The sequence below is a fragment of the Pannus brasiliensis CCIBt3594 genome (assembly GCF_036688125.1).
GTDB lineage: Bacteria > Cyanobacteriota > Cyanobacteriia > Cyanobacteriales > Microcystaceae > Pannus > Pannus brasiliensis.
This window is the reverse complement of sequence record NZ_JBAFSM010000060.1, coordinates 1-26,051: the sequence shown is the minus strand read 5'-3', so window position 1 is coordinate 26,051 and position 26,051 is coordinate 1. Positions and strand designations below refer to the sequence as shown.

Annotated in this window: 19 protein-coding genes and 2 pseudogenes; 8 read left to right on the top strand and 13 right to left on the bottom strand. The window is 52.3% G+C overall.

All coding sequences use genetic code 11. From position 1 onward, the window contains the following. Positions 1–243, bottom strand: a pseudogene (locus tag V0288_RS21725) (hypothetical protein); the annotation flags it as partial. Positions 244–804: 561 nt separating this feature from the next. On the opposite strand from V0288_RS21725, the gene V0288_RS21720 reads away from it, so the two are divergent. Next, positions 805–1,176 carry a hypothetical protein gene (locus V0288_RS21720; protein ID WP_332867274.1) on the top strand — a complete coding sequence of 124 codons (372 nt, stop codon included), beginning with the start codon at positions 805–807 and terminating at the stop codon, positions 1,174–1,176. Between the two features lie 149 nt (positions 1,177–1,325). Here V0288_RS21720 and V0288_RS21715 read toward each other — a convergent pair whose 3' ends face one another. The 3 genes from V0288_RS21715 to V0288_RS21705 form a co-directional block, all read right to left on the bottom strand. After that, entirely contained in the window at positions 1,326–3,662 is a 2,337-nt protein-coding gene (locus V0288_RS21715; protein WP_332867273.1) for a PAS domain-containing protein, read from the bottom strand. Positions 3,663–3,769: 107 nt separating this feature from the next. Next, positions 3,770–4,018, bottom strand: a complete 249-nt coding sequence (locus V0288_RS21710; RefSeq protein ID WP_332867272.1) for a hypothetical protein — start codon at positions 4,016–4,018, stop codon at positions 3,770–3,772. A 207-nt stretch (positions 4,019–4,225) separates the two neighbouring features. Further along, entirely contained in the window at positions 4,226–5,677 is a 1,452-nt protein-coding gene (locus V0288_RS21705) for a TM0106 family RecB-like putative nuclease (protein ID WP_332867271.1), read from the bottom strand. A 361-nt stretch (positions 5,678–6,038) separates the two neighbouring features. On the opposite strand from V0288_RS21705, the gene V0288_RS21700 reads away from it, so the two are divergent. The 4 genes from V0288_RS21700 (at position 6,039) to V0288_RS21685 (ending at position 11,493) form a co-directional block, all read left to right on the top strand. Continuing rightward, positions 6,039–7,220: an aminotransferase class V-fold PLP-dependent enzyme gene (locus V0288_RS21700; protein WP_332867270.1), complete on the top strand. Its 1,182-nt coding sequence runs from the start codon at positions 6,039–6,041 to the stop codon at positions 7,218–7,220. A 412-nt stretch (positions 7,221–7,632) separates the two neighbouring features. Beyond that, a complete protein-coding gene (locus tag V0288_RS21695) occupies positions 7,633–9,216 on the top strand; it encodes a S8 family peptidase (protein ID WP_332867269.1) in 1,584 nt (527 codons plus the stop codon). A gap of 33 nt (positions 9,217–9,249) precedes the next feature. Next, positions 9,250–10,572, top strand: coding sequence for an alpha/beta hydrolase family protein (locus V0288_RS21690; RefSeq protein WP_332867268.1), 1,323 nt, complete (start codon positions 9,250–9,252; stop codon positions 10,570–10,572). Between the two features lie 45 nt (positions 10,573–10,617). Further along, the gene (locus V0288_RS21685) at positions 10,618–11,493 is read left to right on the top strand and encodes a poly-gamma-glutamate hydrolase family protein (protein ID WP_332867267.1); all 876 of its coding nucleotides are present in this window, start codon (positions 10,618–10,620) and stop codon (positions 11,491–11,493) included. A 19-nt stretch (positions 11,494–11,512) separates the two neighbouring features. Here the strand turns inward: V0288_RS21685 and V0288_RS21680 are convergent, their stop codons facing one another. The 5 genes from V0288_RS21680 to V0288_RS21660 form a co-directional block, all read right to left on the bottom strand. Further along, positions 11,513–14,401, bottom strand: a complete 2,889-nt coding sequence (locus V0288_RS21680; RefSeq protein ID WP_332867266.1) for a UPF0182 family protein — start codon at positions 14,399–14,401, stop codon at positions 11,513–11,515. Positions 14,402–14,588: 187 nt separating this feature from the next. After that, positions 14,589–15,680 carry a redox-regulated ATPase YchF gene (ychF, locus tag V0288_RS21675; RefSeq protein WP_332867265.1) on the bottom strand — a complete coding sequence of 364 codons (1,092 nt, stop codon included), beginning with the start codon at positions 15,678–15,680 and terminating at the stop codon, positions 14,589–14,591. A 91-nt stretch (positions 15,681–15,771) separates the two neighbouring features. After that, complete coding sequence (locus V0288_RS21670; RefSeq protein WP_332867264.1) at positions 15,772–16,260, bottom strand: hypothetical protein; 489 nt, start codon at positions 16,258–16,260, stop codon at positions 15,772–15,774. Positions 16,261–16,447: 187 nt separating this feature from the next. Beyond that, positions 16,448–17,215 carry a glycoside hydrolase family 19 protein gene (locus V0288_RS21665; RefSeq protein WP_332867263.1) on the bottom strand — a complete coding sequence of 256 codons (768 nt, stop codon included), beginning with the start codon at positions 17,213–17,215 and terminating at the stop codon, positions 16,448–16,450. A 264-nt stretch (positions 17,216–17,479) separates the two neighbouring features. Then, positions 17,480–17,689 carry a hypothetical protein gene (locus tag V0288_RS21660; protein ID WP_332867262.1) on the bottom strand — a complete coding sequence of 70 codons (210 nt, stop codon included), beginning with the start codon at positions 17,687–17,689 and terminating at the stop codon, positions 17,480–17,482. 85 nt (positions 17,690–17,774) lie between these two features. Between V0288_RS21660 and V0288_RS21655 the strand changes: the two genes are divergently transcribed. Together V0288_RS21655 and V0288_RS21650 are read left to right on the top strand one after the other, a co-directional pair. After that, positions 17,775–17,951 (top strand): hypothetical protein, encoded by a 177-nt coding sequence (locus V0288_RS21655; RefSeq protein WP_332867261.1) that lies wholly within the window; start codon positions 17,775–17,777, stop codon positions 17,949–17,951. A 20-nt stretch (positions 17,952–17,971) separates the two neighbouring features. Continuing rightward, positions 17,972–19,444: an aminotransferase class I/II-fold pyridoxal phosphate-dependent enzyme gene (locus V0288_RS21650; protein WP_332867260.1), complete on the top strand. Its 1,473-nt coding sequence runs from the start codon at positions 17,972–17,974 to the stop codon at positions 19,442–19,444. 40 nt (positions 19,445–19,484) lie between these two features. On the opposite strand, the gene V0288_RS21645 is transcribed toward V0288_RS21650, so the two are convergent. The 3 genes and pseudogenes from V0288_RS21645 to gltX all read right to left on the bottom strand — a co-directional run bounded on the left by V0288_RS21645 (position 19,485) and on the right by gltX (position 23,976). Continuing rightward, positions 19,485–20,894, bottom strand: a complete 1,410-nt coding sequence (locus tag V0288_RS21645) for an aldehyde dehydrogenase (protein WP_332867259.1) — start codon at positions 20,892–20,894, stop codon at positions 19,485–19,487. A gap of 163 nt (positions 20,895–21,057) precedes the next feature. Next, a pseudogene (locus V0288_RS25215) lies at positions 21,058–22,458 on the bottom strand (protein kinase domain-containing protein). 72 nt (positions 22,459–22,530) lie between these two features. After that, positions 22,531–23,976 (bottom strand): glutamate--tRNA ligase, encoded by a 1,446-nt coding sequence (gltX, locus tag V0288_RS21625; protein WP_332867255.1) that lies wholly within the window; start codon positions 23,974–23,976, stop codon positions 22,531–22,533. A gap of 277 nt (positions 23,977–24,253) precedes the next feature. Here gltX and V0288_RS21620 point away from each other — a divergent pair, with 277 nt between their 5' ends. Then, entirely contained in the window at positions 24,254–24,928 is a 675-nt protein-coding gene (locus V0288_RS21620) for a hypothetical protein (RefSeq protein ID WP_332867254.1), read from the top strand. 316 nt (positions 24,929–25,244) lie between these two features. On the opposite strand, the gene V0288_RS21615 is transcribed toward V0288_RS21620, so the two are convergent. Then, a complete protein-coding gene (locus V0288_RS21615; protein ID WP_332867253.1) occupies positions 25,245–25,934 on the bottom strand; it encodes a hypothetical protein in 690 nt (229 codons plus the stop codon). Positions 25,935–26,051 lie beyond the last annotated feature (117 nt).

Below are 26,051 nucleotides of genomic sequence, written 5' to 3'. Positions count from 1 at the left end.
GGGGACGGGAACGGGGGGATTCCCGGCCCGCGGCGGGGGCGGCGGGGGCGGCGGGGGAGAGAGGGGAACATCGGCGCGGGGCATGGTCGGACTCACGCGAGTCGAGCCGGGATGGGTCGGGGTCAGATCTCCGGTGGTCAGGTCGGTCAGGTCGCCATTTCTGGCCGATTTAGGGACGGTCGGGACCGGCGGGACGGGGAGAGGAGCGGTCGGCTTTACCGAGGGATTCGGATTTTGAGTCATGGATGATGATTCAAGGGGATCGTTTCGTTCCTAGTGTTCCCCGATCGAACGGCAAGAATATCAAACTCCCGATCGAGTCCGAACCCGAAATCTCCTCCCCGACAGACGCGGGGAATTTCGAGACTCGATCGGAAGACGGGATCGGGTTAGTTCTTAGGAATAATTTCCTATCTCCTAGCGCCGATTTTTCTCGCGAAGAACTTATTTCCCCCGACCGATGAATCACGAGAATAAAATTCTGAGAGAGATGGGGGTTACTGTAAAGAATTGTTTCGGGGTCTCGGGAGATCGGGGGCGAGCCGGAACCCGATCGATGCCGCCGCGCGGGGATCAAGGATTTTAGTAGTAGATCTGTATGTTTCGGGTCGAGAATTAATGGTAAAGTTTATTACGGAGAAGGCTCGCTCTCGTAATAGTTCGACACATAACATAGATAATCGCCTTCGGATGTAAATTTATATTGCGAGTGCCTAATCTTTTTCGGTGTTTTCTCTATACTGGTTTTCAATCGCTTTTTCGAGAAGTGAAACTTGTACGGCGCGTTCGTGAGAGGTCAGAAAAATGCAATTAACCGAAAGAAATCATTGGGGCTACATCTCTATAGGGGTGATTAAAAGCTTTCTGCTTTGGAATGTAATTTTGGCCGTTTGTTTACTGGTGGTCGGCTTTCCCTTGGTGGTATTGATGATGACGGTGGGAGCTTTATCGGCGATCGTATTACATTCCGTTTTACCCGTTAGCTCGGTGTTATTGGTCGCGGGAACGATCGTCGGCCTGAATCTCCTCGCGGTCGCGATGGGAGCGATGATGTTAACCGCGAAAGGCATTTACCCCCACGAGGTTCATTGGTTGCGGTGGTTGCACGGTGACGCGAAACCCTCTCACGAACCGGTATACGCTTCCTGCCCCCTCACCTGCGGGATACTGCATTAACAAGTTTTCCACGGTTCCATCAGTGGACTATACACACTCCAAGCTAGTGCGACCCGGTGTTACCGGGTTTTTTTCCGTGAAAATAGACCTATGCCCGGAAGGCAAAATTGTCCCGTGGCTCCCGCCTCCCGCCTCCCGCCGCGAGAGGTTTATTCGGATTCCTCCGGGGGCGTTTTTTTCGGCCAGGTGAAGTGGAAGGTCGCGCCCTCTCCCTCGCGGGAGTCGAGCCAGATTTTGCCGCCCTCGGTGTCGAGAATTTTCTTGACGATCGACAGGCCGATGCCGGTGTTTTCCTGGCGGTCGCGGGGTTGGAGCGTTTGAAAGATGCCGAAAATCCGCTCGTGAAATTCCGGCGCGATGCCCGGCCCGTCGTCTTTGACGGTAAACTCGATCGACTCCCCGCGATCGATCGAGTCGATCTCGATCGCTCCCTCGGCCCGATCGTGGTGTTTGATCGCGTTACCGATCAGATTGGAAAACACTTGCCCGAGGGGAACGCGTTTCGTCCATAACGTGGGCAGATCCGGCCCGATTTTGACCGTTAAGCGCGGGGGGACAGCCAGAGAATCGATCACCTCGTCTAGTAATTCCCCCACCTTCACCCATTCGCTTCTGACCTCGCTCCGACCGATCCGCGAGTAGGCGAGTAACCCGTCGATCAGCGCCTCCAGACGGTACACCCGTCCCCGGAGGAGGTTCATATTCTGACGGACCTCCCCGCTCAGGTGTTCTTCGAGATCTTCCTCGATCCACACCGAGAGATTGGCGATCGCCCGTAGGGGAGCTTTCAGATCGTGAGAGACGACATGGGCGAAGCGATCGAGTTCCCGATTGCGTTGACCGAGCAGGTGGGTGATCCGGGTTAAATGGGCGTTCAGGTTTTCTAACTGCCTCGCTTGCTGTTGTAACCGGCGTTCGGTTTCCACGCGCTCGGTGAGGTCGAGAAACGCGCCGATCACGCCGCGAACCCGATCGGTTTCGTCGAAAATGGGAACGGCATTGCCGAAGATATAGCGGATATCGTCCCCGGCGAAAACGAATTCAAACTCTTCTTTTACTTGCTGTCCGGTTCGACCGGCTCTCTGCATGGGCAGGTCATCGAGGGGGATATCCGCGCCGTTTTTTTGAATTTTGAAGGAAAAGGGATATTTCCCGTCGGCCGGGGTGGCGGTCACGATCGATCCGGGCGATTGTCGGATCAGTTCGTAGGCGGCCCGATTGGCGGACATTTGCCGACAGAGGGGATCGCGGGCGATCCAGACGGGTACGGGAACCGTTTCCATGAAAATTTCCAGTTCCGTCGCCCTCGCCCTCGCCAGCGCCTCGTTTTCCTTGAGCGCGGTAATATCGATCGCCGTTACCCCGACCCCTAACACCTCTCCATCGGGTAAACAAACCGGGTAGATATTCACCAAACAATGACGGTAAGGGGCGTTAGGGCTGGCTTTTCCCCGGATTTCATCGCCGATTATCGCGATTTTCGTCTCCATGACCCGCCGGAAGATTTCCTCGCCCCAAGCCGCGCGATCCGGTAACACTTCCCCGAAACGGCGGCCGAAATGTTCCGATAGGGGTCTGCCGTTGATGGTCGCGAGGGCCTCGTTGGCGTGGACGTAGCGTAACTGTCGATCGAGAAAGGCCATCCCGACCGGAGATCCTGCCAGAAAAGCGTTTAAAAGCGTCTCGCTCTGGCGCAGGGCCGATTCTATCTCCACTCGCTCGGTAATATCTTGAAAGATCGCCACCGCGGAAACGATCTCGCCGCGATCGTCCCGGATCGGCGAGGCGTTAATCTCGATAAAAATCCGTCTCCCGTCCGTCCACCGGATCTCGATCTCTTCATCGCGAACGGTTTCCCCGGCGCGCAGAGAACGCGCGAGCGGCCATTTTTCGGGCGCGAGGGGTTTCCCGTCGGCGGAAAACCCCTCGAAAGTAACGATATCGTCGTATTTTTCCAGCGCGATATTCAATTGATAGTCATACCCGAGAATCTTTTCTACCTGTTCGTTGGCGAGGAGCAATTTTTCCGATCGCGCGTCGGCGAGTAGCACCCCCGCGGGCATCTGTTGGAGTACCGCCTCCAGCCGGGCCGCGAGTTGCCGGTAACGTTCCTCGCTGGCTTGCCAGTTTTTCAGGTTCGATCGGGCCCGATCGCGCGTTTCCCGCAACATCCCGCAGAGATAACTGATGATCCCTCCCTGGACGAGAAAAAGTACCGTCCGGGTGTTGGTAACGCTATCGGTGAACAGGGAATACCGGGGTTCGACCAGATAGTAATGGGCGAGAAGTGCCGAGAGCGCTGTCGTGAGGAATCCCGCGTCCGTACCGCCATACCACGCGCTAATGGTGATCGCTCCGACGAAAAACAAGAACGGGGTCTGGCGTAATTGTAAATAGGGATCGAGGAGTAACATCAACCCGAGGGCGAGTAAGGATATCCCTATCGCCCCCGCGTAACGGAGCGCTCGACCACGAACTTCATTCATGAGTTTTCCGGCGATCGACTCGAAATAAACCGCCTATCTTATACCTTACGGCGGAGAGAACTTTGTGTAATTGACCGAAAGGAAGAGTTCGCGTCGATCGAGATACGCTACTCGGCGATATCCGAGCGCGGGGACGGAAACCGCGCGAAATTCAACACCGGGGAAGTGAGAATAAATAGGAGAACGAGACCGAGTACGTGAATCGTCCAGTGTACGAGAATTAACGCCCAAATAAACGAGAAAATAAAACTACTTACCGCGAGCGCTTGATAAATATCGTTTTTTGTTTTTTGATACCACAGAAAGCTACCGATCCCGAGCGCGAGAAGAAGGAGAGGAAAGAGCGGGGAGAACATAAGGATCACCTGTGGGTATGAAAATCTGGGATCTTATTTATTATTACCCTAGCGCTTCTCCCGTCGGGGCGCGCTTCGCGCGGACCACGGCCCGACGGATTGTTAAAAATCTTTAGAATAAGTAAGATTCGATCGTGAACTCGACCGATCGGGGGGAATCTATCTTTATCGATCGCCCGACATCGAGAAAGTGGAACGGTCAAAGAGCTAGGGATCTGTCAAAAAATCCACCAGCCAATTTTTCAGGTGATAGGTGGCGTGACAATCGTCCTCGTTGTATCGCAAGATCGCCGACAGGAGCGCGCGATCTCCCGTCTTTAACCATTGGTCGTACCACCAAACGCATTGATCCCCGCTGACCCCGCGATCGCGCCATTGAAAGCCGATCCAGTTGGCCAGCGATTTTAACGAATAACTTTCCACGGGAAAAGTCACCGAATTCACCACTTGTTGATGGAGATCGAAACAGCGGGAAACGAGGCGATCGAGGATCGATTTCGGCGTTTTGTAGAGATTTCCCAAGCGTTTGATCGTTTCCACCTCGTACTCGGAAAAATGGAAGATCGGGGCGTTGGGATAGGGGGTGGTTAACGCGAGAAACTTTTCCCAGATCAGGGCTTCTTCCTCCGGTTTTTCGGCGAGAAAAGGATAGAACTGTCGGGTTCCCGAGGTTCGATCGACCCGTAAAACTCCCAGGAGATAATCGAGGTTCTGTTCCGGTTCGGCCTCGATGTCGAAATAAAATTCGATCTCGTGACCGGGAATCGGTCTAGAAAGATTACTTTTACCGTTAATTCGCGGGTAAGCTCGATCTTCTAAAATCGCCCGCGCCTGTTGTTGTAATTGCGCCGCGATCTCTACACCGATGCCCTCGCCCAAACGCGTCGGACAGGCCGAGACGAGGGATTCCACGGTGAGTACCCCCATCGATTGTAGGAATTCGTAGCGAGTGGGAGTCACCCCCGGAACGAGGGAGAGATGTTGTCCGGATCGGGCGATCGAGTAACAATGGCCGTACCAGTGGCACAAAGCGCAACGCTGGCGGGAAATAAATACCTCCGGTTCCTGTCGGCCGGCGAGAAGATCGACGCACTCGTCGAGAATTTCCCCCAGTTTATTCCACCAGAGATCTAATTCGATCGAGTGATGGTTCTGACGGCGTAGGACGATTTCCGCGCGGTTCGGGCGAGATCTCTGGACTCTTTCCAGTAAATACGCGTAAAATGTGCCGACAATCTTGTATTCCGGCTTGGGACGGCGACCGAGTTGGATATCGATCGGGTAATACTGCCAATCGCCGAAGCGCGATTTTCCGGGCTGTTTGAGCAGTAAACGCGGCGAACCGACGAGCGTGACCGGATTTCTCCCCCGCTCTTCCTCTCTCATCAATACTCCGCGATAGATACAGGGAACCCCCTGACGCATCAAATTCTCGGTCTCTCTCGCGGTCGCCTGTCGATCGCGCGGATCGGTCAGGGGCGTGAAATAATCGGGATAGAATTCTTGGAGAACCGATCGGACGTGATTCTGGCTTTCCTGACGCAACTTGAGCAGAAAATCCCGCTCGGGGTCTTTCTCCCGACTATCCCCGTAGAGATTGAGAAACGCCCGGCGTTGACATCGTTTATAGTCTAGTAGTAAGTCATCCGTCAGTAGCATTCTGTCAGCGAGCGAGGGTAAGCTTTCCAGGATCGACACGAGAACACCGAGAGCGATCGATATTTCTCTCTACCTTAATACCATTCTGACGTTTTCGATGGGAAATGTGGAAACATGGGAGGCGGGAGGCGGGAGGCAGGAGTCAGGAGTCAGGAGTCAGGAGTCAGGAGTCAGGAAGCAGGAGGCAGAAGGCAGTAGGCTTTTAGCTATCAGCTATCAGCTTTCCAAGAGCGAGTTATTCAAACTTGGCTACTATCTAAAGATAGATATAACTGACCGCTGACCGCTTTTTCCCCATCTCTCTCACCTCCCCTATCTCCCTCACCTTCCCATCCCCCCATCCCCATCTTCCTAAAAAACTATGCTCGATATCGCCTCGATCGCTACGGAAATCGAACGACAACGCCGGCAATTCCCCGGATTAGCCGATAAAGTGTACTTTAACTTCGGCGGGCAGGGAATTTTACCCCGCACCGGGTTCGACGCGATCGTGGAAGCGCATCGCTATCTTGAGGAACACGGCCCGTTTTCCGCGCGGGTGAACGATTGGATTACCGAGCGAACGGAACTTTTACGGCGGGAAACGGCCCGATCGCTCGGGGTGGAGCCGCGAACGCTCTCGATCACCGAAGATGTTACGGTGGGCTGTAATATTCCCCTGTGGGGTATCGAGTGGCGATCGAACGATCATATCCTCCTTACCGATTGCGAACATCCGGGCATTATCGCCACGGTACAGGAGATCGCCCGACGTTTTTCGGTGGAATTCTCTTTCTGCCCGATCTTGGAAACGCTCAACGGAGGCGATCCGGTGGCGGTAATCGAGCGATATTTACAGCCGAATACCCGTTTACTCGTTCTGAGTCACGTTCTCTGGAACACGGGGCAGGTATTACCCCTCCGAGAAATCTCCCGGTTATGCCATCAACAAACTCGATCGGTTTTAGTTCTCGTGGACGCGGCGCAATCGGTGGGTTGTTTAGATTTGAATTTAAGCGAATTAGAGGCGGATTTTTACGCGTTCACGGGGCATAAATGGTGGTGCGGTCCCGCGGGAGTCGGGGGGTTATACGTGCGTCCGGAGGCTTTTGAAAGTTTATCCCCGACCTTTATCGGTTGGCGCGGTATCGATATGGACGAGAGTGGCCGGCCGATCGCTTTTAAAAAAGACGGTAGACGGTTCGAGGTCGCCACTTCCGCGTACCCGTTATTCGAGGGATTACGCGCCTCGATCGCCGTTCACGAGACTTTCGCGGACGCGAAACAGAGAACCGATCGCGTCGTTCAATTAGCGGGTTATCTGTGGGGAGAATTGGGAGCGATCGACAAGGTACACTGTTTGAAAAATTCCCCTCCCGAATCCGGTTTAGTTTCCTTCGTCGTCGAGGGAGCGAATCCGAATCAACTGGTTCGGGAACTGGAAAAACGGGGCTTTTTCCTGCGAACTATCCGCGATCCCCTGTGTATCCGCGCCTGTGTCCATTATTTCACTTTGCCCTCGGAGATCGATCGATTAGTGGGGGAAATTCGCGCTCTCATGTAGCGATCGATCTTTCCCGGAATTGAAGATTATTCCCGGACTCGGAAAACACAAGACCGGGAATTGAAATTTTACAAAATTTTATGATTTATTGTCTCGCGCGAAAAATTGTTTCGATTTGTTGTCCGCCGACTCGCGGTAGAAATGATGAGTTTATCCTGAAAAAGAGAAAAGGAGCGGATTTCCCGATCGACTAGACCATCGGGAAATTCGCTCCTGAGAAAAAGTCATCTTTCCTCCCGATTTTCCCTGCCGAAGAGCCTCGCGACCGACTCGCGATTCCCCGGTACGATCGACCCTATCGGGAAGGAAAAAGCCGATCGATCGTGTCGGCGATCGACGCGGGCATTCTTTCGCGAATCGTACCTGACGGGGAAGAGAGTAAAATAACGATTTATCGGCGAGAAAAAATCTCATGGCAAACTCGAAATCCGAAGGTGGTTCTTCCGCTCCCAAACCCAGAAAACCACGCTCTTCCCGTTCTCCAAAACCGGTTCCCGAGGAAGAACCGTTCTCGAATCAATTCAATCCCGAGGTTTTGGATAAGATGGTGATCGCGTTGCCATTAATGGAAATTTTGCAAAAAGATAGCGGGGACGAAGACAAAACTTATGACGTGATCATTGATTTAAATCTAGAGTATCCCGGGGGCCGAAGCAAGGCTCGGGAAAGAATAGAGGCGCTTCTTAAACAGATCACCGCGGACAGCGAAACCCAAGGAATTAAAGAAGCGACGAGTCAGCGTAGCCAGCAATATCTATTCGCGAGGCTCCAGAAAAACGCGATCGAGGAGTTAGTCAAACGAGATAACGCGGTAGATCCCTCGACCGTCTCCCCTCAAAGAGCCATCTATCGCATCTGGCCGGATTTTGAAGTGGAAGCTTTTATTAATAAATCCATCAGTACCGTAAAAGCCGACGCGGCCCGGAACGCCTTTTCCGCTTTAGGGGAAGGCATTGTCTGGGCGGTTTTAGATTCGGGGATCGATGAAAAACACCCTCATTTCAACAAACATCAGAACCTCGATCTAGAGGAAGCCCTAAAGCCTCTCGATTTTACCGCGCTCAAAGAAGATAGCGGTCAGCCCCTGAGCGATGAATTCGGACACGGTACGCACGTTGCCGGCATTATCGCCGGGGAAGTCATCGCGACGGATAAGGAGCCGATCACGGTGGTCAGTCGCCAACGGGACGAGAGGGGAGAAGTTAACGTGAACACGATGGAGATCGATCGAATTTCCGGGATGGCTCCCCGATGTAAAATTCTGAGCTTGAAAGTCCTCGATAGCAAAGGCAAGGGGAACACCAGCAATATTATCGCCGCGCTCGAATATATTCAGGAGATTAACGGTTACGGTCGTCGCCTGCGGATTCACGGGGTAAATCTCAGTGTCGGCTACGATTTTGAACCGAAATGGTTCGCCTGCGGGCAGAGTCCCCTGTGTGTCGAGGTCGATCGCCTAGTCCGCTCCGGGGTGGTGGTCGTTGTCGCCTCGGGTAACACCGGGTACGGTTCCGTCCAGGGGACATCTCGCGGGGTGGTTTCCCTCGGTATGGACATGAGCATTAACGATCCGGGCAACGCGGAACTGGCGATTACCGTCGGTTCGACCCACCGGGATATGCCCCATGTCTACGGGGTTTCTTTCTTTTCTTCCAAGGGACCGACCGGGGACGGCCGGATAAAACCCGATCTCGTCGCCCCCGGAGAGAAGATCGTTTCCTGCGCGGCGGGACAAAACCTGGAGAAATACCGGGAAAACCTGTCATCGCTGGAGTCGGATGCCGGCACTATCTACGTGGAGGATAGCGGTACTAGCATGGCCGCGCCCCATGTTTCGGGGGTAATCGCCGCTTTTCTATCGGTGCGGCGAGAATTTATCGGCCAGCCGGAAAAGGTGAAGGAAATTTTCCTGAATACGGCAACCGACCTGAAGCGAGATCGCTATTTTCAAGGTCAGGGTCTGGTCGATCTCATGCGAGCGATTCAATCGGTTTGATCGTTTTTCTTGAATAGTCTAGAGAGGGTATTTATGGACAGCATCTCCGACTTTCCGTATTTCGAGGTTCAATTTACCAAAGAGGCCAAGGTATACGATCCCGAAGAACCCCAAAAACTTTTCGATTTCCTCGATCGTCAGGAAGTGACCGATTTATTCGTGATCTCCCACGGCTGGAATAACAATATACAAGAAGCGCGAGAGCTTTATCAGAGATTATTTACCTCGATGAGGGAGACGATCGATCAGGGCATCGTACCCGGAATCGAAACCCGGAAATTCGCCATCCTGGCCGTATTCTGGCCCTCCAAAAAATTCACCGAGCGAGAACTGATAGCCGGTGGCGCGGCCGGTTTAGAAGACACGATGGTGAGCGAGGTGAGGGAGCGGGTCACGACCTTGCAAGAACTGCTCGCCGATCCGGAAGCCTCCGATCGATTCGAGCGATTGAAAGCGCTCGTTCCTAAATTAGAAGATAGCCCTTCGGCACGGAAGGAATTTGTGGATTCACTCCGAAAGATACTCGATCGGGGAGAGACCGATGACGAGGATGCTTCCACGGACTTTTTCGAGCTAGATAGCGAAGAGGTCATGGATCGCTTGCAACACCCTCTAGCGTCCCCAGCGGCGAACGACGGCGAAGAAGAAGGCGGTGTGGCGGAAATCGGCGATTTTACCCCCGAGTCCGGGGGGGCGGCGGGATTTTTGAACTTTAGCGGGTTTACGGCCGCCGCCGGCAACCTGCTCAATTTCGCCACTTATTATGAAATGAAACAGCGGGCCGGTAACGTCGGGCGAAAAGGTCTCAATCCTCTTCTGCGGGAAATTCGCCAAAAATATCCCGCGATCAAACAACACCTCGTCGGTCATAGTTTCGGCGGGCGACTCGTGACCGCCACGGTACTGGGAACCGAGGATTTCGCGCCGGCGGAGACCCTATCCCTGTTGCAAGCCGCTTTCTCCCACTACGGTTTCGCCAAAGATTTCGAGCCGAATAAAAACGGGTTTTTCCGAAAAGTCGTGGAAAACCAAAAAGTATCGGGGCCGATTCTGATCACCCACACGAAAAACGATTGGGCGGTCGGCATAGCTTATCCTATCGCGTCGGCTCTCTCGCGAGATGATTCCTCCTTCTTGGGGGACGAGAACGATCGCTTCGGCGGTATCGGCCGCAACGGCGCGCAAAAAACCCCGGAAGCGATTCGCGGCCTATCTTTACTACCGGTGGGCGGTAGTTATCCGTTGCAGGCCGGCAAATTACACAATCTCCGCGCCGATGAGTTTATTCAAGATCACGGTGATGTTGGCGGGCTACAGGTGGCTTACGCGATTCTCACGGCCGTGGCGACGACTTGAGGGCCGCGGGGAATTCGATCGATACAACAATACTGGAGACAGATCATGCCTACCTACGATGCTAATGTGCAAAACGTCCTAACGGGACAAACAACGCCGATCAATTCTCGGGAACGTTGCTCGGCCGATCCGGACAAATTGACCGCCATCGGTCGCGCCGTCGGTCATCAGATCCGGATCAAACGTAGTGCCACGGAATACGCGCTCTATACCGTCTGTGAAACGCGTCAGGAAAACCCGGAAAACATCGTCCGGATGCTCGCGACGGGAGCCTCGCGGCTCGGTTCGACAACGCCCTTCGATGCCACCGTGGATTCGCAAGTTCCCCATCCGTCCTATACCGATGCACAGGCGGAAACCAATAGCGAATTCGTCGAGCGTTTAGACGATAACGGGATACATACCGCGTTGATCGCCATCGCCCCGCACGGTGGCAATATTGAACCCTGGACCGATAAGCAGGCGGAAAGAGTGGCTTCGCAGATGGCCGATCAAGAGGTGTCTTGCTGGCGCTGTAAGGGCTGGAAAAAAGGCGGCGGCGCTTTTCTTCGGTGGCATATTACTTCTACCGACCTTCACGAAGCTTCTTTCCCGCTATTGAATACGATTATTAACCGTGGATTTAGTTACGCGGTAGCTTTTCACGGCTTTAGCGAAAATAATATCCTGATCGGGGGCGGGGCCGGCGATCAACTCAAACAGGATATCAAGACAGCGATCGAGAGCGTGATTTCCGGTTCGGGCATTAGCGTGGATATCGCGGGGCCTACCAGTAATTACGGTGGCGATTCTCCCCGGAATATTGTCAATCGCCTGGCGAATGGTGGTGGCATCCAGATCGAACAGTGTGAGGCGGCCAGAACTAACTATTGGCAGGGGATCGCCGACGCGGTAGTCTCGGTTCTCCGACCGTATTTTTAACGCGGCCCGGCTAGACTCTCTAGGGAAACAATCGATCGAGCGCTTCCCGGAGAGTCGGCGCCATGACGACCCGATTCTGATAGGCTACCGTAACCCGCGCGATCGTCGGGACGCTATTCTGTTCCGCGACGAGGTAGAGAGGTTCGACGTAGAGTAACGATCGCTCGATCGGGATCACTAATAAATGTCCCTGTAATACCCGCGATCCCTCCCGATTCCAGAGAGAGATCTGCTGGGAAATTTCCGGATCTTGGTTGATTAAAGCCTCGATCTGATTCGGCCCGTAAATTAAGCGCTGTTTGGGGAATCGATAGAGTAATAAATTACCGTATTCCGTATCGTCCGATCGGGCCGCCAACCACGCGATTAAATTCTGCCGTCCCGATGGGGTATAGGGATGGAGAAGGATAAACTCTTCCTTCGGCGCGTCGGGAAATTTCATGATCAGGTAATAGGGTTTCACCTCCTGCGGTTGGTTCCCGTAAATTTCCCGCGGGATCTCCCATTGATCCTCGCGATTATAAAATACTTGCGGGTCGGTCATGTGATAGGTTAATAACCGTTCCGATTGGGTACTGAAAAAATCTTCCGGATAGCGGATGTGCGCGCGTAAAGTCGGCGGCATTTCCGCTAAAGATTTAAAGAGATGGGGAAAAATTCTACTCCACGTCCGCGCGATCGGATCGTCGGGATCGGCCACGTAAAAATCTACCGAACCGTTATACGCGTCCACGACCACTTTCACGGAATTGCGGATATAATTAAATCCGTCTTTACCCGGATCGGAATAGGGATAGCGATCGCTGATCGTGTACGCGTCAATAATCCAGTGCAATTTATTATTATTTTTTCCCACGTCCGCGGCGACTAAATAGGGGTTGCGATCGAAGCGTAAAAACGGCGCGATCTCGTGAACCCGACGCAGGATATTTCGATCCATCAATACTTTGGTTTCCGGCGTGAAATCTCGCGTTAACAGCATCTGCCAATCGCGTAAATACAGGGCGAATAACCAACGTCGCCAGGGGGAACCGATCGGGATTCCCCCGGAACCCGAGTAAGTAGTATAAACATTTCCCTCACCGCTGGGAAAATCTAATTCCTCCACTTTCGTGGGAGTCATCACGTAATTATCGGTTAATTCGCCGTAGTAAATGCGGGGTCGAGCGATCGGGATACTGTAGCGGATCATTTCGCTAGACACGCGTAAATCCCCTTGATTTTCTTCCGTTCCGATATCTTTCACGAAATAGTAAGGTAAGCCTCCCTCCCCGACTAAATTAACGGGGGAAAGCGTGAAACCGTAGCCGTGAGTGTAGACTAAACGTTCATTCACCCAAGTGTTCGCCGACACGGGAATCGCGCTATAATCCAACTCCCGCGCCGCGATAATCGTCTGTTGTTTTTCCGAGGGTTCTCGATCGGGTAATTGTCGCTCGGGTTTTACTTTTACCTCGTAGCGATCGTAATCGGCATCGGGAAATTTATAATAGAGTCGGATCTGTTGTAATTGGCGATTGGTTTCTAAGAGCGGTTTCGTGTCCCAGAGGCGAATATTATCGACCGTTAGGTAATTTCTATCCAGCACTTCCGGGGATAATTCCGCTTTCGGATCGAAGGCGATCGAATGAATTTTCTCTAATCCGAACGCCGCTCTCGTGGCGGCGATTCCCCGTTCGATATAGGGGCGTTCCCGCGCTAATTCATTCGGTTGCACGATCGCCCTCTGGATAACCGCGCCGAGAATCCATCCCCCGATCGAGATAATTACATATAAAAAGAAAACCCGTAAATAAGGGGAAATTCTCGATCTTTTTTTCGAGGGTCGATAGAGTCCGCCCCGTTTTTTCGCACCGGTAATCGCTTTCCAAAATAACCGGATCGCGGTGATTCCGGCGACGGTTCCTAACGCGATCTCGATGAATTGTCGGACGTGAATATCGGTATATCCCGCGCCGTAAATCACCCCATCGGGGGAATACAGGAGGAGATAACGCCCGATAACGTGGTGAAACACCAAAATCGTCATTAAACCGCCCCAAAGCCCGTATAAGTGCCGTAATTGGGGACGGGATAAACCGGGAAATTTGCCCCGCGAGAGACTATCGGCGGAGAAAAGATAGGTTAACGTGACCGCGAAAAGCGTGTAGATTCCCAATCCCCCTAACCAAGATTCTAGTAATTGCCAGACGGGTAACTGGAAGATATAGAAACCGATATCGCGTCCGAATTGGGGATCGATTTGATGGAAGGGAACTCCGTCGATCGATTTCAGAATATTCGTCCAATTTCCCGCGATCATTCCCGCGAATAGCAGACAGAATAAGAGGGCGATCGCCTCGATCGTGATTTTCGTTCTAATCAGTAATAACAGGGTGAGAAAAGCGATCGGGGCTAATATCGCCGTATTCCAGGGAGCGATCGCCGAAATTCCCTCGATAATGCCCGATCCGGTGCTAGTGGCCGACGCGCTCAAATTCGGTAGATCGAGTTTCGGTGTCCAGACATCGATGGCGAGATCCGTGTAATATCCCAGCATTCCGATGATAGCGGCGCCGATACCTAACGCGATGAAAAGAAGCCCCCACAGAGGAATACTAGAGGATTGAGGGATTAATCCGGCGCGATCACCATCTTTTTGGTTGATATCGTAATCGATCGGTTTATCCGGCCATTTTAAACGCTCCGCCAGCCGTAAATTCCCGAAAATAAACCACAGGGATAGCGTACCGCTACCGATCGCCAAACCGATCTGCCACCCGAGTCTCTGGAGGAAAACACCGGGATAACCGACCTCCGCGAACCAGAGACTTCTAGCCGAAATTTGAATGAAAAACCAGAAACCGAGAAGGATTCCTAGAAACCAGAGAATCGGGAGGGCGATCGAGCGATCGGGTCGTTTCAGCATCTTTTCCCGTCGGGAAGGGAGTATTCTTTCATTCTAGCGATCGGGAGAGGCAGGAGGCGGGAGGGAAGGGTGTAGGGTGTAGGGTGTAGGGTGTAGGGAGGCAGGAGGCAGGAGGCAAGATCGAACTATCACCGGCAATTATCCATTAAGGTAGGGGCGCAAGGTTTGCGCCCCTCTCGCTACAATTTTAAACATTAAAGCGGAATAACAACACATCGCCCTCTTGAACGACGTATTCCTTACCCTCGCTTCTCACTAAGCCTTTTTCCTTCGCCGCGCCCATACTCCCACAGGCGACGAGATCCTTATACGCGACCGTTTCCGCGCGGATGAAACCCCGTTCAAAGTCGGTATGGATCACCCCGGCGGCCTGGGGTGCTTTCATCCCCGCGTGAATCGTCCACGCGCGGGTTTCCTGCGGCCCGGTGGTGAGATAGGTGCGTAAACCCAATAACTCGTAGGTGGCTTGAATCAGCGATTTTAAGCCTCCCTCGCCGACACCGAGAGATTCGAGGAAATCTTTCCGCTCTTCTTCCGATAATTCCACTAATTCCGACTCTACCTGTGCCGAAACGATGACCACTTTGGCGTTTTCCTTGGCGGCGATCGCGCGGACACTTTCCACCCACTCGTTTCCCGTCGCTAGATCGTCCTCGGACACGTTCGCGGCGTAGATAATCGGCTTCCGGCTCAATAAACCGAGATTTTTAATTAATTCCTCGTCCTCTTCCGTCAGAACCACCTGACGAGCGGAATTTCCCTCGTTCAGACATTCGAGGATTTTTTCGAGGACAACTAACTCCGCGGCGGCTTCCTTGCTGTTTTTCGCCTGTTTGCGGACACGTTCGACCCGTTTCTCCACCTGAGACAGATCCGCGAGCGCGAGTTCTAGATTGATCACCTCGATGTCGCGCGCGGGATCGACGGAACCGGAAACGTGGATAATATCATCGTTATCGAAACAGCGCACGACGTGAACGATCGCGTCCACTTCCCGGATATTGGCGAGAAATTGATTGCCCAATCCCTCCCCCTTACTCGCACCTTTGACGAGTCCGGCGATATCCACGAACTCGATGCGGGTGGGGACGATTTTTTCGGAAGAGGAGATTTTCGCCAACACGTCCAACCGTTCATCGGGAACCGAAACGACCCCGACATTCGGTTCGATCGTGCAGAAGGGAAAATTAGCGGCTTCAGCTTTGGCATTGGCGACGAGGGCGTTAAATAGCGTCGATTTGCCCACGTTCGGCAGTCCCACGATTCCAGCTTTTAACATAAAAATTGACAATAAATCCGATAACACCGATTTTCTACTCTAGCAGACCCGCGGGGGGGATGGACGGGCGCGGGGCCGATCGCCCCTCGATCTACCGGACGGTGACACAGGATAACGATCTCGTTAGTTCCTGTAAGCGACCCCAAAAAAATTGGGTGGGTTTCGACCCCTCTCCCTCGGTTTTTAGCAGGGTTTTGGCTTCTTTCGCGGCCTGTTCCCCGGCCCGCGCGTGTTGGCGATCGCAATCGCCGGTAGCCCCCGCGCCCGCCCGACGGTAATTGATGATCGCGGTATCGAAATCCCCCGACACCGCCGCGTTATAGGCGAGGCGCCAATAGCGATCGAGGTCGGTTTCCCGGGTACCGGGGATCTCGGACGGGTTCAGGGGGCGACGCGGTACGCTACGGGGAACTTCCCGTTCCGATGGGCGCGCCGATCCGGGGCGAACGATCGACGCGGGTGATGGGTTCGCGATCGAGACCGGGAAAACACCGAGCGCGAGCGTCAATGGCACGAGAAAAAAACGAGAGGAAATCAAGGCCGTCACCCCCGATAAAGTATCGATCGTTATCTTTCCCATTGTAGGAACGAAGCCCCGAAATCGGAGCGACTCTCTTGTTCCCGGTGTGGTCATTTACCGGCAAAGAGGGGGACATGGGATACGTCGCGAGCGTAAGGCTTTTTAGCGATCGGGAGAGTCAGGCTTTCTCTCAAAATGTATGATTTCGAGACATTGTACACACAAAATCCAAGAGATCCCTCGGAACCTAGAATAAGGTGGTTTTCCGCCAATTTTCCGCGTAACTCGCGATCAGTTCCTTCTTGTCGGTTCCGTTAATAATCCGTCGGGCGTTCAAGAAGTCCACGCGTCCCGCCGTGATATAGTCGTTTAGTTTTTTCCCGGTGAAGACCCCGTTGATCATCCCGTGAACGATGATAAATAGCGAAACGTCCGGTTCCATCACCTTATCGGGATACTTCACGAAATCCTCCCCGAGTAGTTGGCTATATTTCTCGTAATTGTATTTCCAGGTAAGCTGAACGTATCCCCGTCCGTAATAGGGGGCGTAGCGGGTATTTTTGCCACCGTACTCGGCGATCGGCCGATAGGTTCTCGCGGTTTCGTGTTGGATGGTGGCCATGATGTAACAGAGTTGATCGCGAACGGTGATTCCCTGCTTTTTCCCTTCCTTGGCGATCGCTACCGCCAGTTGATCCCGACTTCCCCCCTGCCACCAGTCGGGGAGGGCGAAACGACCGGGATTCGCCACGTCTTTCGCTTCGAGTAAGGCTTCGGCGAAACTGGGGCCGAAGAGTCCCGTCTCGATATTATCGAGATGGACAGACTCACAGAAGCGTTCGATCCCGTTTTCGGTTTTCGGCCCCCAGAATCCATCGGGATCGCCCGGCCCGTAGTCGTACAGATTCAAGTCGTGTAATCGGGTTTGAATTTCCTGTAAAAGAGTCACATCTTGTTTAAGATTGATCAGGTTGACAACTAACTTTTGATCGACGATTTCTTGTAAAGTAGACATCAGTATTCTCCTATTTTTTTGAAGATAGACTTCGCTCTCGTCGGTTTATCCGTTGGTGGAACCGATGATGCGTTCGAGAGGCTAAGGGGCAACCGAGCGTTACGAGGGTATCGAAATTACACGAAGACCTAGGGATCGTCCGCTCTCTTGGAGAAGATTCCCCGGAGAACGTGGATACTCCTAGCCCGAATTCACTCGAAAACACGATCTCATGCTCGCATTAGTGGCAATTCTTCCCGAAAACTATCGGAATATTTTAAGATTTTATTGATAGGTGGTCATATATACAGGATGCCGACCGTTGAACGGATAGAAAAGGAAAATCCCCGTCGATCGAGAAATTACCGCGCCGACACCGATCGATCCCGGTGTTCGATCGCCCCCGCGGCCGTTTAGACCTGGCTTGACCCGCTTCCGCCCCACCCGAACCAACGTTACAATAGGGGAGACGCTCCCCGTGCGGACACGCTTCATGACTCTCCCGGCCCCGCGAGGAAATCGCGAAACTCGTTCTTTTTTCCTCGGTTGTGGCTTTTTTTTGCTGTTTTTCCCGATCTGTTTGACTATATCGGGCTGGTTGACTTTCGCCCTCGGCCCGATGGGATGCGCTCTCCCGAATCGGTGTTCCCCGTTCCAAGAAGGGGCGAAAGCGATCCTGTCGTTGGTTATTCTTTTCGGGGGCGGTTTCGCGCTTCCCATTACCACGGCGATTTACGTGGCTAAATCGCTCAAATAATCCTTATTTCCCGTTCGATTATGCCCGAATTCGATGGCTCTTCCCTCTTCCAAAATCAAACACCGCTTTTATCACAAATACAGTCAATTGTCAATAGTCCCGATACCCCTTTTTACGCTCCCGGACATAAACAGGGAGGGGGAATCGCCACAGAATTGAGCGATTTACTAGGAAAAAGCGTTTTTAAAGCGGATTTACCCGAATTACCGGAACTGGATAATCTGTTCGCGCCCGCGGGGGTGATTCAACGGGCGCGGCTTCTGGCCGCGGAAGCTTTCGGCGCGGACGAGACTTGGTTTCTCGTCAACGGTTCCACCGGGGGGATTCTGGCGGCGATGTTGGCGACCTGTGAACCGGGAGATAAAATTATTCTGCCGCGGAATATTCATAAATCGGCGATATCCGGTTTAATTCTCTGCGGGGCTATGCCGATTTTCCTCGATCCCGAGTACGATCCCGAAATCGATCTCGCGCTCTCGATTACCGCCGAATCCGTCGAACGAGCGTTACAGGAAAATCCGGACACGAAAGCGGTTTTAACCGTCTATCCCACCTATCAGGGAGTTTGCGGGGATCTGGAAGCGATCGCCCGCGTCACCCGTCGTTATCAGATTCCTTTACTGGTAGATGAGGCGCACGGGGCGCATTTCGCCTTTCATGACGATTTACCGCCATCGGCTCTATCTCTCGGCGCTGATCTCGTCGTACAGTCCACGCACAAGGTTTTAGGCGCGTTAACGCAGGCTTCCATGTTACACTGTCGGGGCGATCGGATCGATCGACGACGGATCGAGAACGCGCTGGCATTGGTACAATCGACAAGTCCGAGTTATCTACTCCTGGCTTCTCTAGATGCGGCTAGAAAGCAGATGGCGACGGAAGGACGGGAATTGTTAACGAGAACCCTAGAAATCGCCGAAATCGCCCGTAAAGAAATTCATAAAATCCCCGGATTATCGGTTCTCGATTTTCCCTCTCCCGTCGCCGGTTGTCGGTGGTTCGATCGAACCCGTCTGACGGTACTCGTGAAAGATCTAGGGATAACGGGTTATGAAATCGACGATATTTTACGGGAAAAATTTAAAATAACGGCGGAATTACCCTCGTTACAGCATATAACTTTTATTCTGTCGATCGGCAACACCCGCGAGCATATCGATAAGCTCGTTGCCGCTTTCCGAGAGATAGCCACGGAACCCCGTCCGGCAGAAATTCCCCCGAAATTCCCCCGCTACGATTCCCGTCCGAAAATCACCGGGATTTCGCCGAGAGAAGCTTTTTTCGCGCCGGTGGAAACGGTATCCCGCGAGGAGGCCGTGAATCGAATTAGCGCCGAGTTAATCTGTCCCTATCCCCCCGGAATTCCCGTGTTACTGCCGGGGGAAAGGATTTCGATCGAATCTCTAGAATACCTACAAACCGTTCTCGATCTGGGGGGGACGATCGCGGGATGTCAAGACGAAACCTTACAAACCTTTGTCGTTTTAACGTAAGGTGGGTTAGCGACGCGTAACCCACCCGGGAAAGACGCGTTTATTTACCGATCATCCATTTGATCGTTTCTAATTTACCCGCGTAGGGCGCGTACCGCCACGGTAGATCCAGCCAGAAGGGTTTCGCGAGAACGCTTTTGAAATGGGAGAAGGTTTCAAACGTTTTTTTGCCGTGATAGCTACCCATGCCGCTGTCTCCCACGCCACCGAAGGGCATTTCGGAAAGCGCGGCGTGCAGGATCGTGTCGTTGATGCAGATCCCGCCGGAGGAAGTAGAGGTTAAAATCCGTCTTTGGAGAGATGTGTTTTTCGAGAAAAGGTACAGGGCGAGGGGTTTGGGTTTGCTATTAATCAGATCGATCGCTTCCTGAATGTCGGTATACTCGATCGCCGGGAGGATCGGGCCGAAAATTTCCTCTTGCATGATCGGCGAGGATAGGGATACATTATCCAGGATCGTCGGGGCGATATAGCGATCGCTTGCCGAGGTTTGTCCCCCCGCGACGATCGTACCGTCTCCCAGGAAACCGGCCAGCCGCGAGAAATGTTTCGCGCTGATAATTCGGGCGAAATCGGGACTTTTATAGGGATCTTCGCCGTAGAACTCTCGAATACAATCTTTAAGGGCTTGGAGTAACGCGGGCTTGATCCGGCGATCGACCAATAGATAATCCGGGGCGATGCAGGTTTGTCCCGCGTTGATGAATTTACCCCAAACAATGCGCTTGGCGGTCGTTTCTAGGGAAATTTCGGTATCGACAATACAGGGGCTTTTCCCGCCTAATTCTAGCGTCACGGGGGTCAGGTGTCGCGCGGCGGCCGCCATGACGATCCGACCGATCTCGGTTCCCCCGGTAAAAAAGATGTGGTCGAATTTCTCCGCGAGTACCGCCTGACTCACTTCCACTCCCCCTTCTACCACCGCGATATAGGCGGGATCGAAGGTTTTTCCGACGATCTCGGCGATCGCGCGACTGGTGTGCGAGGAAACTTCCGAGGGTTTCAACAGGACGCAATTTCCCGCCGCGAGCGCCCCCACCAACGGCGCGATGGCTAAGAGAAAGGGATAATTCCACGGGCTGATGATTAACACCACGCCCAACGGTTCCGGATACACGCGCGCCTTGGCGGGAAAATGTTGCGGTGGGGTGGGAATGGCTTTCGGTTTGAGCCAACCGCGTAGATGTTTGATCGCGTGATCGATTTCTTGAACCACGGCGACCTCGAAAGCGTAGGCTTCTAGATCCGGCTTGTTTAAATCCGCTTTAACCGCGGCGACGATCCTATCTTGATTCTCGATCACCGCTTTTCGTAAGGCTTTCAATTGTGCCAGACGGAATTCGATATCCTTCGTTTTCCCGGTCGCGAAAAACGCGCGCTGACGTTCGATCGTCTCTTGAATCCGACTCTGAACGCTTTCTCCCGTTATCTCCGGGGCGAATCCCACCATAATTGATTACCTCGTTAACCGCGACTGATTTCTTTAAGGTATAGCATTCGATCGGGAAAGAGGCTAGGAGAGCCGGAGCCGGGGATTCGCTATCCGTTTTGCAAACATATTATTCATCGGCGATCGATTCTCGAAGTCGATCGCGGCTCAAGGCCGGGGGTTCCTAAAAGAACCGCGAGACTATCTGATAGACTAAACGGAAAAAAGCGGTAACGGCGATCGCCCCGACCCCGGCCGCGCCCGCGACGATCGCGATAGCGACGAACCCGAGTCCCCCTTGTAACTGGGGAATTAAAAATAAACCCAAGGAGATGGCGGCGAGAATCGGTAGGTCTTTTCCCTCGATAATCCGTTTAAATAACACGAAAACTAATCCACCGCAGATCGCGAAAGCGATCGCCACGCCCACCGAAGGAAGTAAACTCGCGAGGGCGATCGTCAGTAACGCGCCTTCAAACCCCGTAAAAGCGGCATTTCCCAACACTTCTACCAGCGTAAAACGCGACTGTCTGACCGGTTTCGGTGCCGGCGGCGAGGGAATGGGGGGGGGTGAGGGGGAAGGTGAGGGAGAGGGGGAAGGTGAGGGAGGTGGGGGAGGTGGGGGAGATGAGGGAGAGGGATGTAAGGCGGCTAATACTTCCGCGCAGGACTGTAGGCGATTGTCCGGTTCCGGCTGTCATAGAATACCGAGAATCGCGGGGAATCGAACGCTGACGTGGGGCGCGTATTGTTGCCAAAACCAGCGTTTTTCGTCCGGATCGTAGAGATTGTCCGGATATTGATTCGTTAACAGGGTAATACAGGTCACGGCGAGGGCGTATAAATCCGTCGCGGGGGAAACTTGTTTTCCTAACTGTTGTTCCGGGGGCGCGTAACCGGCCGAGTAAATCGTCGTGGATTTTCCCGAGAGATTGCCGCCGCTAGAGGTCGCCTGTTTGACCGCGCCGAAGTCGAGTAGATACAATCGCCCGTTTTTATCCCGCATGATGTTAGAAGGTTTAATATCGCGATGGATCGAGCGGTTTTCGTGAACGAACCGCAAAACCTCCAACATTTCTTCTAGAATCCCGCGAACGTCCGCTTCAGAAAAGGGCGCTCGTTGTTCGGCGAGGATTTCTTCGAGATTTTTCCCGTCGATATATTCTTGGGCGAGGTAAAAAAAGCGATCCTCGTTCCCGGTAAGTTGATTTTTAACTAGCAGTGGGAAAAAAGCGTAAAGATCGGGGATTCGGGGATGTTTTCCGAGTTCCTCCAACACCTCCCCCTCGCGAATAAATAGGTTTTTCGCGGTTTCCAAGGCTTGGGGACTTAACTGGATCGAGGGCTGAAATTGTTTGAGGACGCATTTCGTTTTGGGACGATAGCGATCGAGCGAGAGAAAGGCCGCGCCGAATCCCCCCTTTCCTAACAGTTTCACCGGAAGGTAACGCCCCCCCAAAATCAACGGCATCCCGCAGGTGGTACAGTATTTCTGCTCGATCGTCGCCAGTTTATCGGGATCGTCGAGATCGGGGCATTGATTGCGAGGTCGCGGACAATGCGGACGCGTGCAGAGAACTTCCATAAAAACCGGAGTTTAACAGTGGGCGGGAGGGGCGAGACTCGCGCTCTCTCCCACGCGTGTTTTTATTGTAGTCTAGATTTCCTGTAACGCTTGTTCTAAACGAACTCGATCGTCTCCCCGATAATTGAGAAGTACCCAGGATTGCAGGAGATCCGGCCCGTGTAACTCGCCCATGAGAGCGGCGCGCAGGGATTTCATCACCAGCCCTTTTTTGACGTTATTGGCTTTGGTGACTCGATCGACGATCGCCTTAGCCGTTTCTAGGGTCAAATTCGGCTCGATCGCCGCTAATACGCCCTCGATAATCGGTTTCACGCCTTCCTGTTGTAATTGGGCGATCGCGTCCTCACTATAGCGGACGATCGGCTCTAACAGTAATCGGCTTTCTTTCGGCGCGTCGGCGAGACGAACCAAACTCGGCCCGATTAACGCGGCCAATTTCTCTAACCATTCTTTATCTTTGTCGGTATCGAAGGAATATCCGGCTTCGTCCCAGTAAGGTAGGAGTAGCGAAACTAATTCCGAGGGAGCGAGACGGTGTATATACTGGCTATTAATCCAATCCAGTTTATCCCAGTCGAATTTGGCACCGGCTTTATTCACTCTCTCTAAACTGAAGACCTTGGCCGCTTCCGGTAGGGTAAAAATTTCCGCGGTCGAGTCCGGGGGAGTCCATCCCAGCAGGGTCATGTAATTCACCAGCGCTTGCGGCAGGAAACCCAATTTCCGGAAATCATCGATCGAGGTAACGCCATCGCGTTTCGACAGTTTTCGCCCCTCTTGGTTCAAAATTAAGGGAGTGTGCGCGAATTCGGGAACTTTCACCCCGAAAGCCTCGTAGAGTAAAATCTGTTTCGCGGTATTGGCGATATGGTCTTCCCCGCGGATAACGTGGGTGATCGCCATCTCGATGTCATCGACGACCACGGCCAGATTATACAACGGCTGTCCGAAAGCCTCGCCCTCGTTTTCCGGGGCGCGCGCGACCACCATATCGCCGCCGAGATCGCTTCCTTTCCAGACGACTTTACCGCGGATCAGGTCGTTCCACACGATCTCCCGATCATCGTCGATGATAAACCGGATCACCGGTTTCCGTCCTTGTTGCTCGAATTCCGCCCTTTGTTCGGGAGTTAGTCCGCGATGGCGGTTATCGTAGCGGGGAGCAAGGCCGCGCGCTCTCTGGTCTTCCCGCAGTTTTTCTAATTCTTCGGACGTGGTGTAACACCGATAGGCGAGTCCTTTATCGAGGAGGGTTTGAATGGCCTCGCGGTATCGATCGAGGCGTTGCGTTTGGAAGAACGGTCCCTCGTCCCAGTTTAATCCGAGCCATTGTAAGCCGGATTGAATGTTTTCGGTGTATTCCGGTCGCGAGCGTTCGAGATCGGTATCCTCGACGCGCAGGATGAAGGTTCCCCCGTGATGGCGCGCGAATAGCCAGTTAAAAACCGCGGTGCGCGCGGTTCCGATATGAAGATTCCCCGTCGGACTGGGGGCGATGCGTACTCTAACCGTCACGAGTTGACTCCTACCGAACGATGACCGATTCTCTATTATAGGCGGACGGGGTTAGGGGTACGCTCCTTCCCGTCGTCGGATTCGGTGGGTTTCGACGGGCGATCGCTCTAGGGAGTCCGAAAGTTGTTTACAAAAATCCTGAAAAAAAGTTTTTCTCGATAGTGATCTCGATCGCTTTTTTGGGAATGACTAGAATGAAGACCCGGAAAGCTCTTCATCGGCTAGTTAGTGTCAGACTAGCATCCGCGGTCATCCTTATTTTTTGAATCCACCGAATATGAATAATCTTACTGACTGGAAATGGCGTTGTCGTTTCAGCTTGGGTGTTTCGCCACGTTTATTCTACCCGGCCTATCGAGTTTACTATCATCTGAACCCCCGCAAAATTCACGAGATCGAGAGATTCACGCGCGAGAGTACGGAGATAGCGATCGAGGGATTTCCCCGATCGGCGAATACTTCAACCGTCGGACATTTTCAAACCTTCAATCCGCGAGTACGGATCGCCCATCATCACCACGTTCCCGCGCAAGTGATCCGGGCTGTCGAACTGGGAATTCCCGCGATCGTATTGATCCGCCCTCCGGAAGAGGCGATTTCTTCCCTGAAATGCCTCGAACCTAAATTACCGTTGGAGACGGTGATCGAGGGGTATCGTTCTTTTTATGAAACCCTTTTACCGTATAGCGAGAATTACGTGATCGCCCCGTTCGACCGTCTTTTTACGGACTTTGACGGTATTATCGATCGGGTAAATCGGAAATTTGAAACACGTTTCTCGATCGGCGCTCCCCTCCCGCGCTTACAAACTTTCCGCGAGGCGAAATTTCCCTATCTACACTCTCTACAGCGAAAGCGCTATCGGGCTATGATGAGATCCACACGCGAGTTATACCAGACGTATTTAGCCCTAGAACAAAACAACAGACCGAGAATTTTACAAAGGGTATAAAAACCAGGGGGCAGGATAAATCAGTGGGCGAATGCGTCCTGTCCCTCGGTTAAAAAACTAGGTAATGTCAGTTCGGAAGTGGAAAAAGATGAGAAATTATTTTAAATTAGGGGATCGATCGAATTTTACGGTTCGTTCCGTTGTCCGAATAAATATTCTACGATTCGCAATACCTCGGTACGGATACCAGTTAACTCGTTACTGTCGATCGACTGATAATTCTTTTCTCGGTTGTCGCATGGAACGAAAAGAAAACCAACAACTATAAATTCGTGTCGGGTTTCATTACCTCAACCCGATCTACTAGCTTGGTCTTTTATTGGGGATCGCCAGGGGGTAGCAACTTAGAAACAAATTCTGTGACTTTGTACGTGTTTACAACACCGCTCAGAACTGGATTTACTTTACTAAATGTGTCAGATAATTTATTCCATAAAAATTTAATTATGCTATTTTTTAAAATATTATATTTATCATCACCTTGAGACATCGCCAATTCGGGCAAGGTGGCTAACAATTCTTTTTTAAGGCCTTTAACGCCATAAATATAAAACTTGTTTACGACATTTAAAATTTCATTTAGTTTTATTAGCAAAATTTTTTTAAAGTTTTCTTCTATAGAGCTTTCTTCGATATTTTTAATCCAATTCAGTATTTCATCTCGAAAATTTGTTAAATCTTCTTTGGTTAAACAAATTTTATATTCTTCATAATCTACCGCTAAAAGAGTGAGCGTATTTATTGCATGATAATCAGTCAGAAGAATAGGACGACTGAAAGATGAGAATTGTTGATTTTTATATTGGATAAGCTTAATAAAATCTTCTTTTATAGTAGACAATATTTTTGAAAAAGCGGGTTGCTTATTGGGTGGAAAATTTTCAATTTCATCCTCTATATGGGAAATAATTTCTAATATTTCAAAAGTGGCTTTATAAAATGATTCCGAATTATCATCCATTTCCATTATTTGAGTTAAATTCCATTGCGTGGTACCGTTATTCATCCCTCGTTCAGACAAACTTTTAAGAATAGACAATAAACGTTCTGCGGGATTATTGATTGGAAGCAGAAGTGTTGAATCGCTTAACAAAACTTAATATCAGAGAATATAGTAAGTCTA

Bases quoted from the DNA above. Each gene is read 5' to 3' on its own strand.
- V0288_RS21720 (WP_332867274.1), top strand. From the start codon at position 805: ATGCAATTAACCGAAAGAAATCATTGGGGCTACATCTCTATAGGGGTG.
- V0288_RS21715 (WP_332867273.1), bottom strand. From the start codon at position 3,662: ATGAATGAAGTTCGTGGTCGAGCGCTCCGTTACGCGGGGGCGATAGGG.
- V0288_RS21710 (WP_332867272.1), bottom strand. From the start codon at position 4,018: ATGTTCTCCCCGCTCTTTCCTCTCCTTCTTCTCGCGCTCGGGATCGGT.
- V0288_RS21705 (WP_332867271.1), bottom strand. From the start codon at position 5,677: ATGCTACTGACGGATGACTTACTACTAGACTATAAACGATGTCAACGC.
- V0288_RS21700 (WP_332867270.1), top strand. From the start codon at position 6,039: ATGCTCGATATCGCCTCGATCGCTACGGAAATCGAACGACAACGCCGG.
- V0288_RS21695 (WP_332867269.1), top strand. From the start codon at position 7,633: ATGGCAAACTCGAAATCCGAAGGTGGTTCTTCCGCTCCCAAACCCAGA.
- V0288_RS21690 (WP_332867268.1), top strand. From the start codon at position 9,250: ATGGACAGCATCTCCGACTTTCCGTATTTCGAGGTTCAATTTACCAAA.
- V0288_RS21685 (WP_332867267.1), top strand. From the start codon at position 10,618: ATGCCTACCTACGATGCTAATGTGCAAAACGTCCTAACGGGACAAACA.
- V0288_RS21680 (WP_332867266.1), bottom strand. From the start codon at position 14,401: ATGCTGAAACGACCCGATCGCTCGATCGCCCTCCCGATTCTCTGGTTT.
- ychF (WP_332867265.1), bottom strand. From the start codon at position 15,680: ATGTTAAAAGCTGGAATCGTGGGACTGCCGAACGTGGGCAAATCGACG.
- V0288_RS21670 (WP_332867264.1), bottom strand. From the start codon at position 16,260: ATGGGAAAGATAACGATCGATACTTTATCGGGGGTGACGGCCTTGATT.
- V0288_RS21665 (WP_332867263.1), bottom strand. From the start codon at position 17,215: ATGTCTACTTTACAAGAAATCGTCGATCAAAAGTTAGTTGTCAACCTG.
- V0288_RS21660 (WP_332867262.1), bottom strand. From the start codon at position 17,689: ATGAAGCGTGTCCGCACGGGGAGCGTCTCCCCTATTGTAACGTTGGTT.
- V0288_RS21650 (WP_332867260.1), top strand. From the start codon at position 17,972: ATGCCCGAATTCGATGGCTCTTCCCTCTTCCAAAATCAAACACCGCTT.
- V0288_RS21645 (WP_332867259.1), bottom strand. From the start codon at position 20,894: ATGGTGGGATTCGCCCCGGAGATAACGGGAGAAAGCGTTCAGAGTCGG.
- V0288_RS21620 (WP_332867254.1), top strand. From the start codon at position 24,254: ATGAATAATCTTACTGACTGGAAATGGCGTTGTCGTTTCAGCTTGGGT.
- V0288_RS21615 (WP_332867253.1), bottom strand. From the start codon at position 25,934: ATGAATAACGGTACCACGCAATGGAATTTAACTCAAATAATGGAAATG.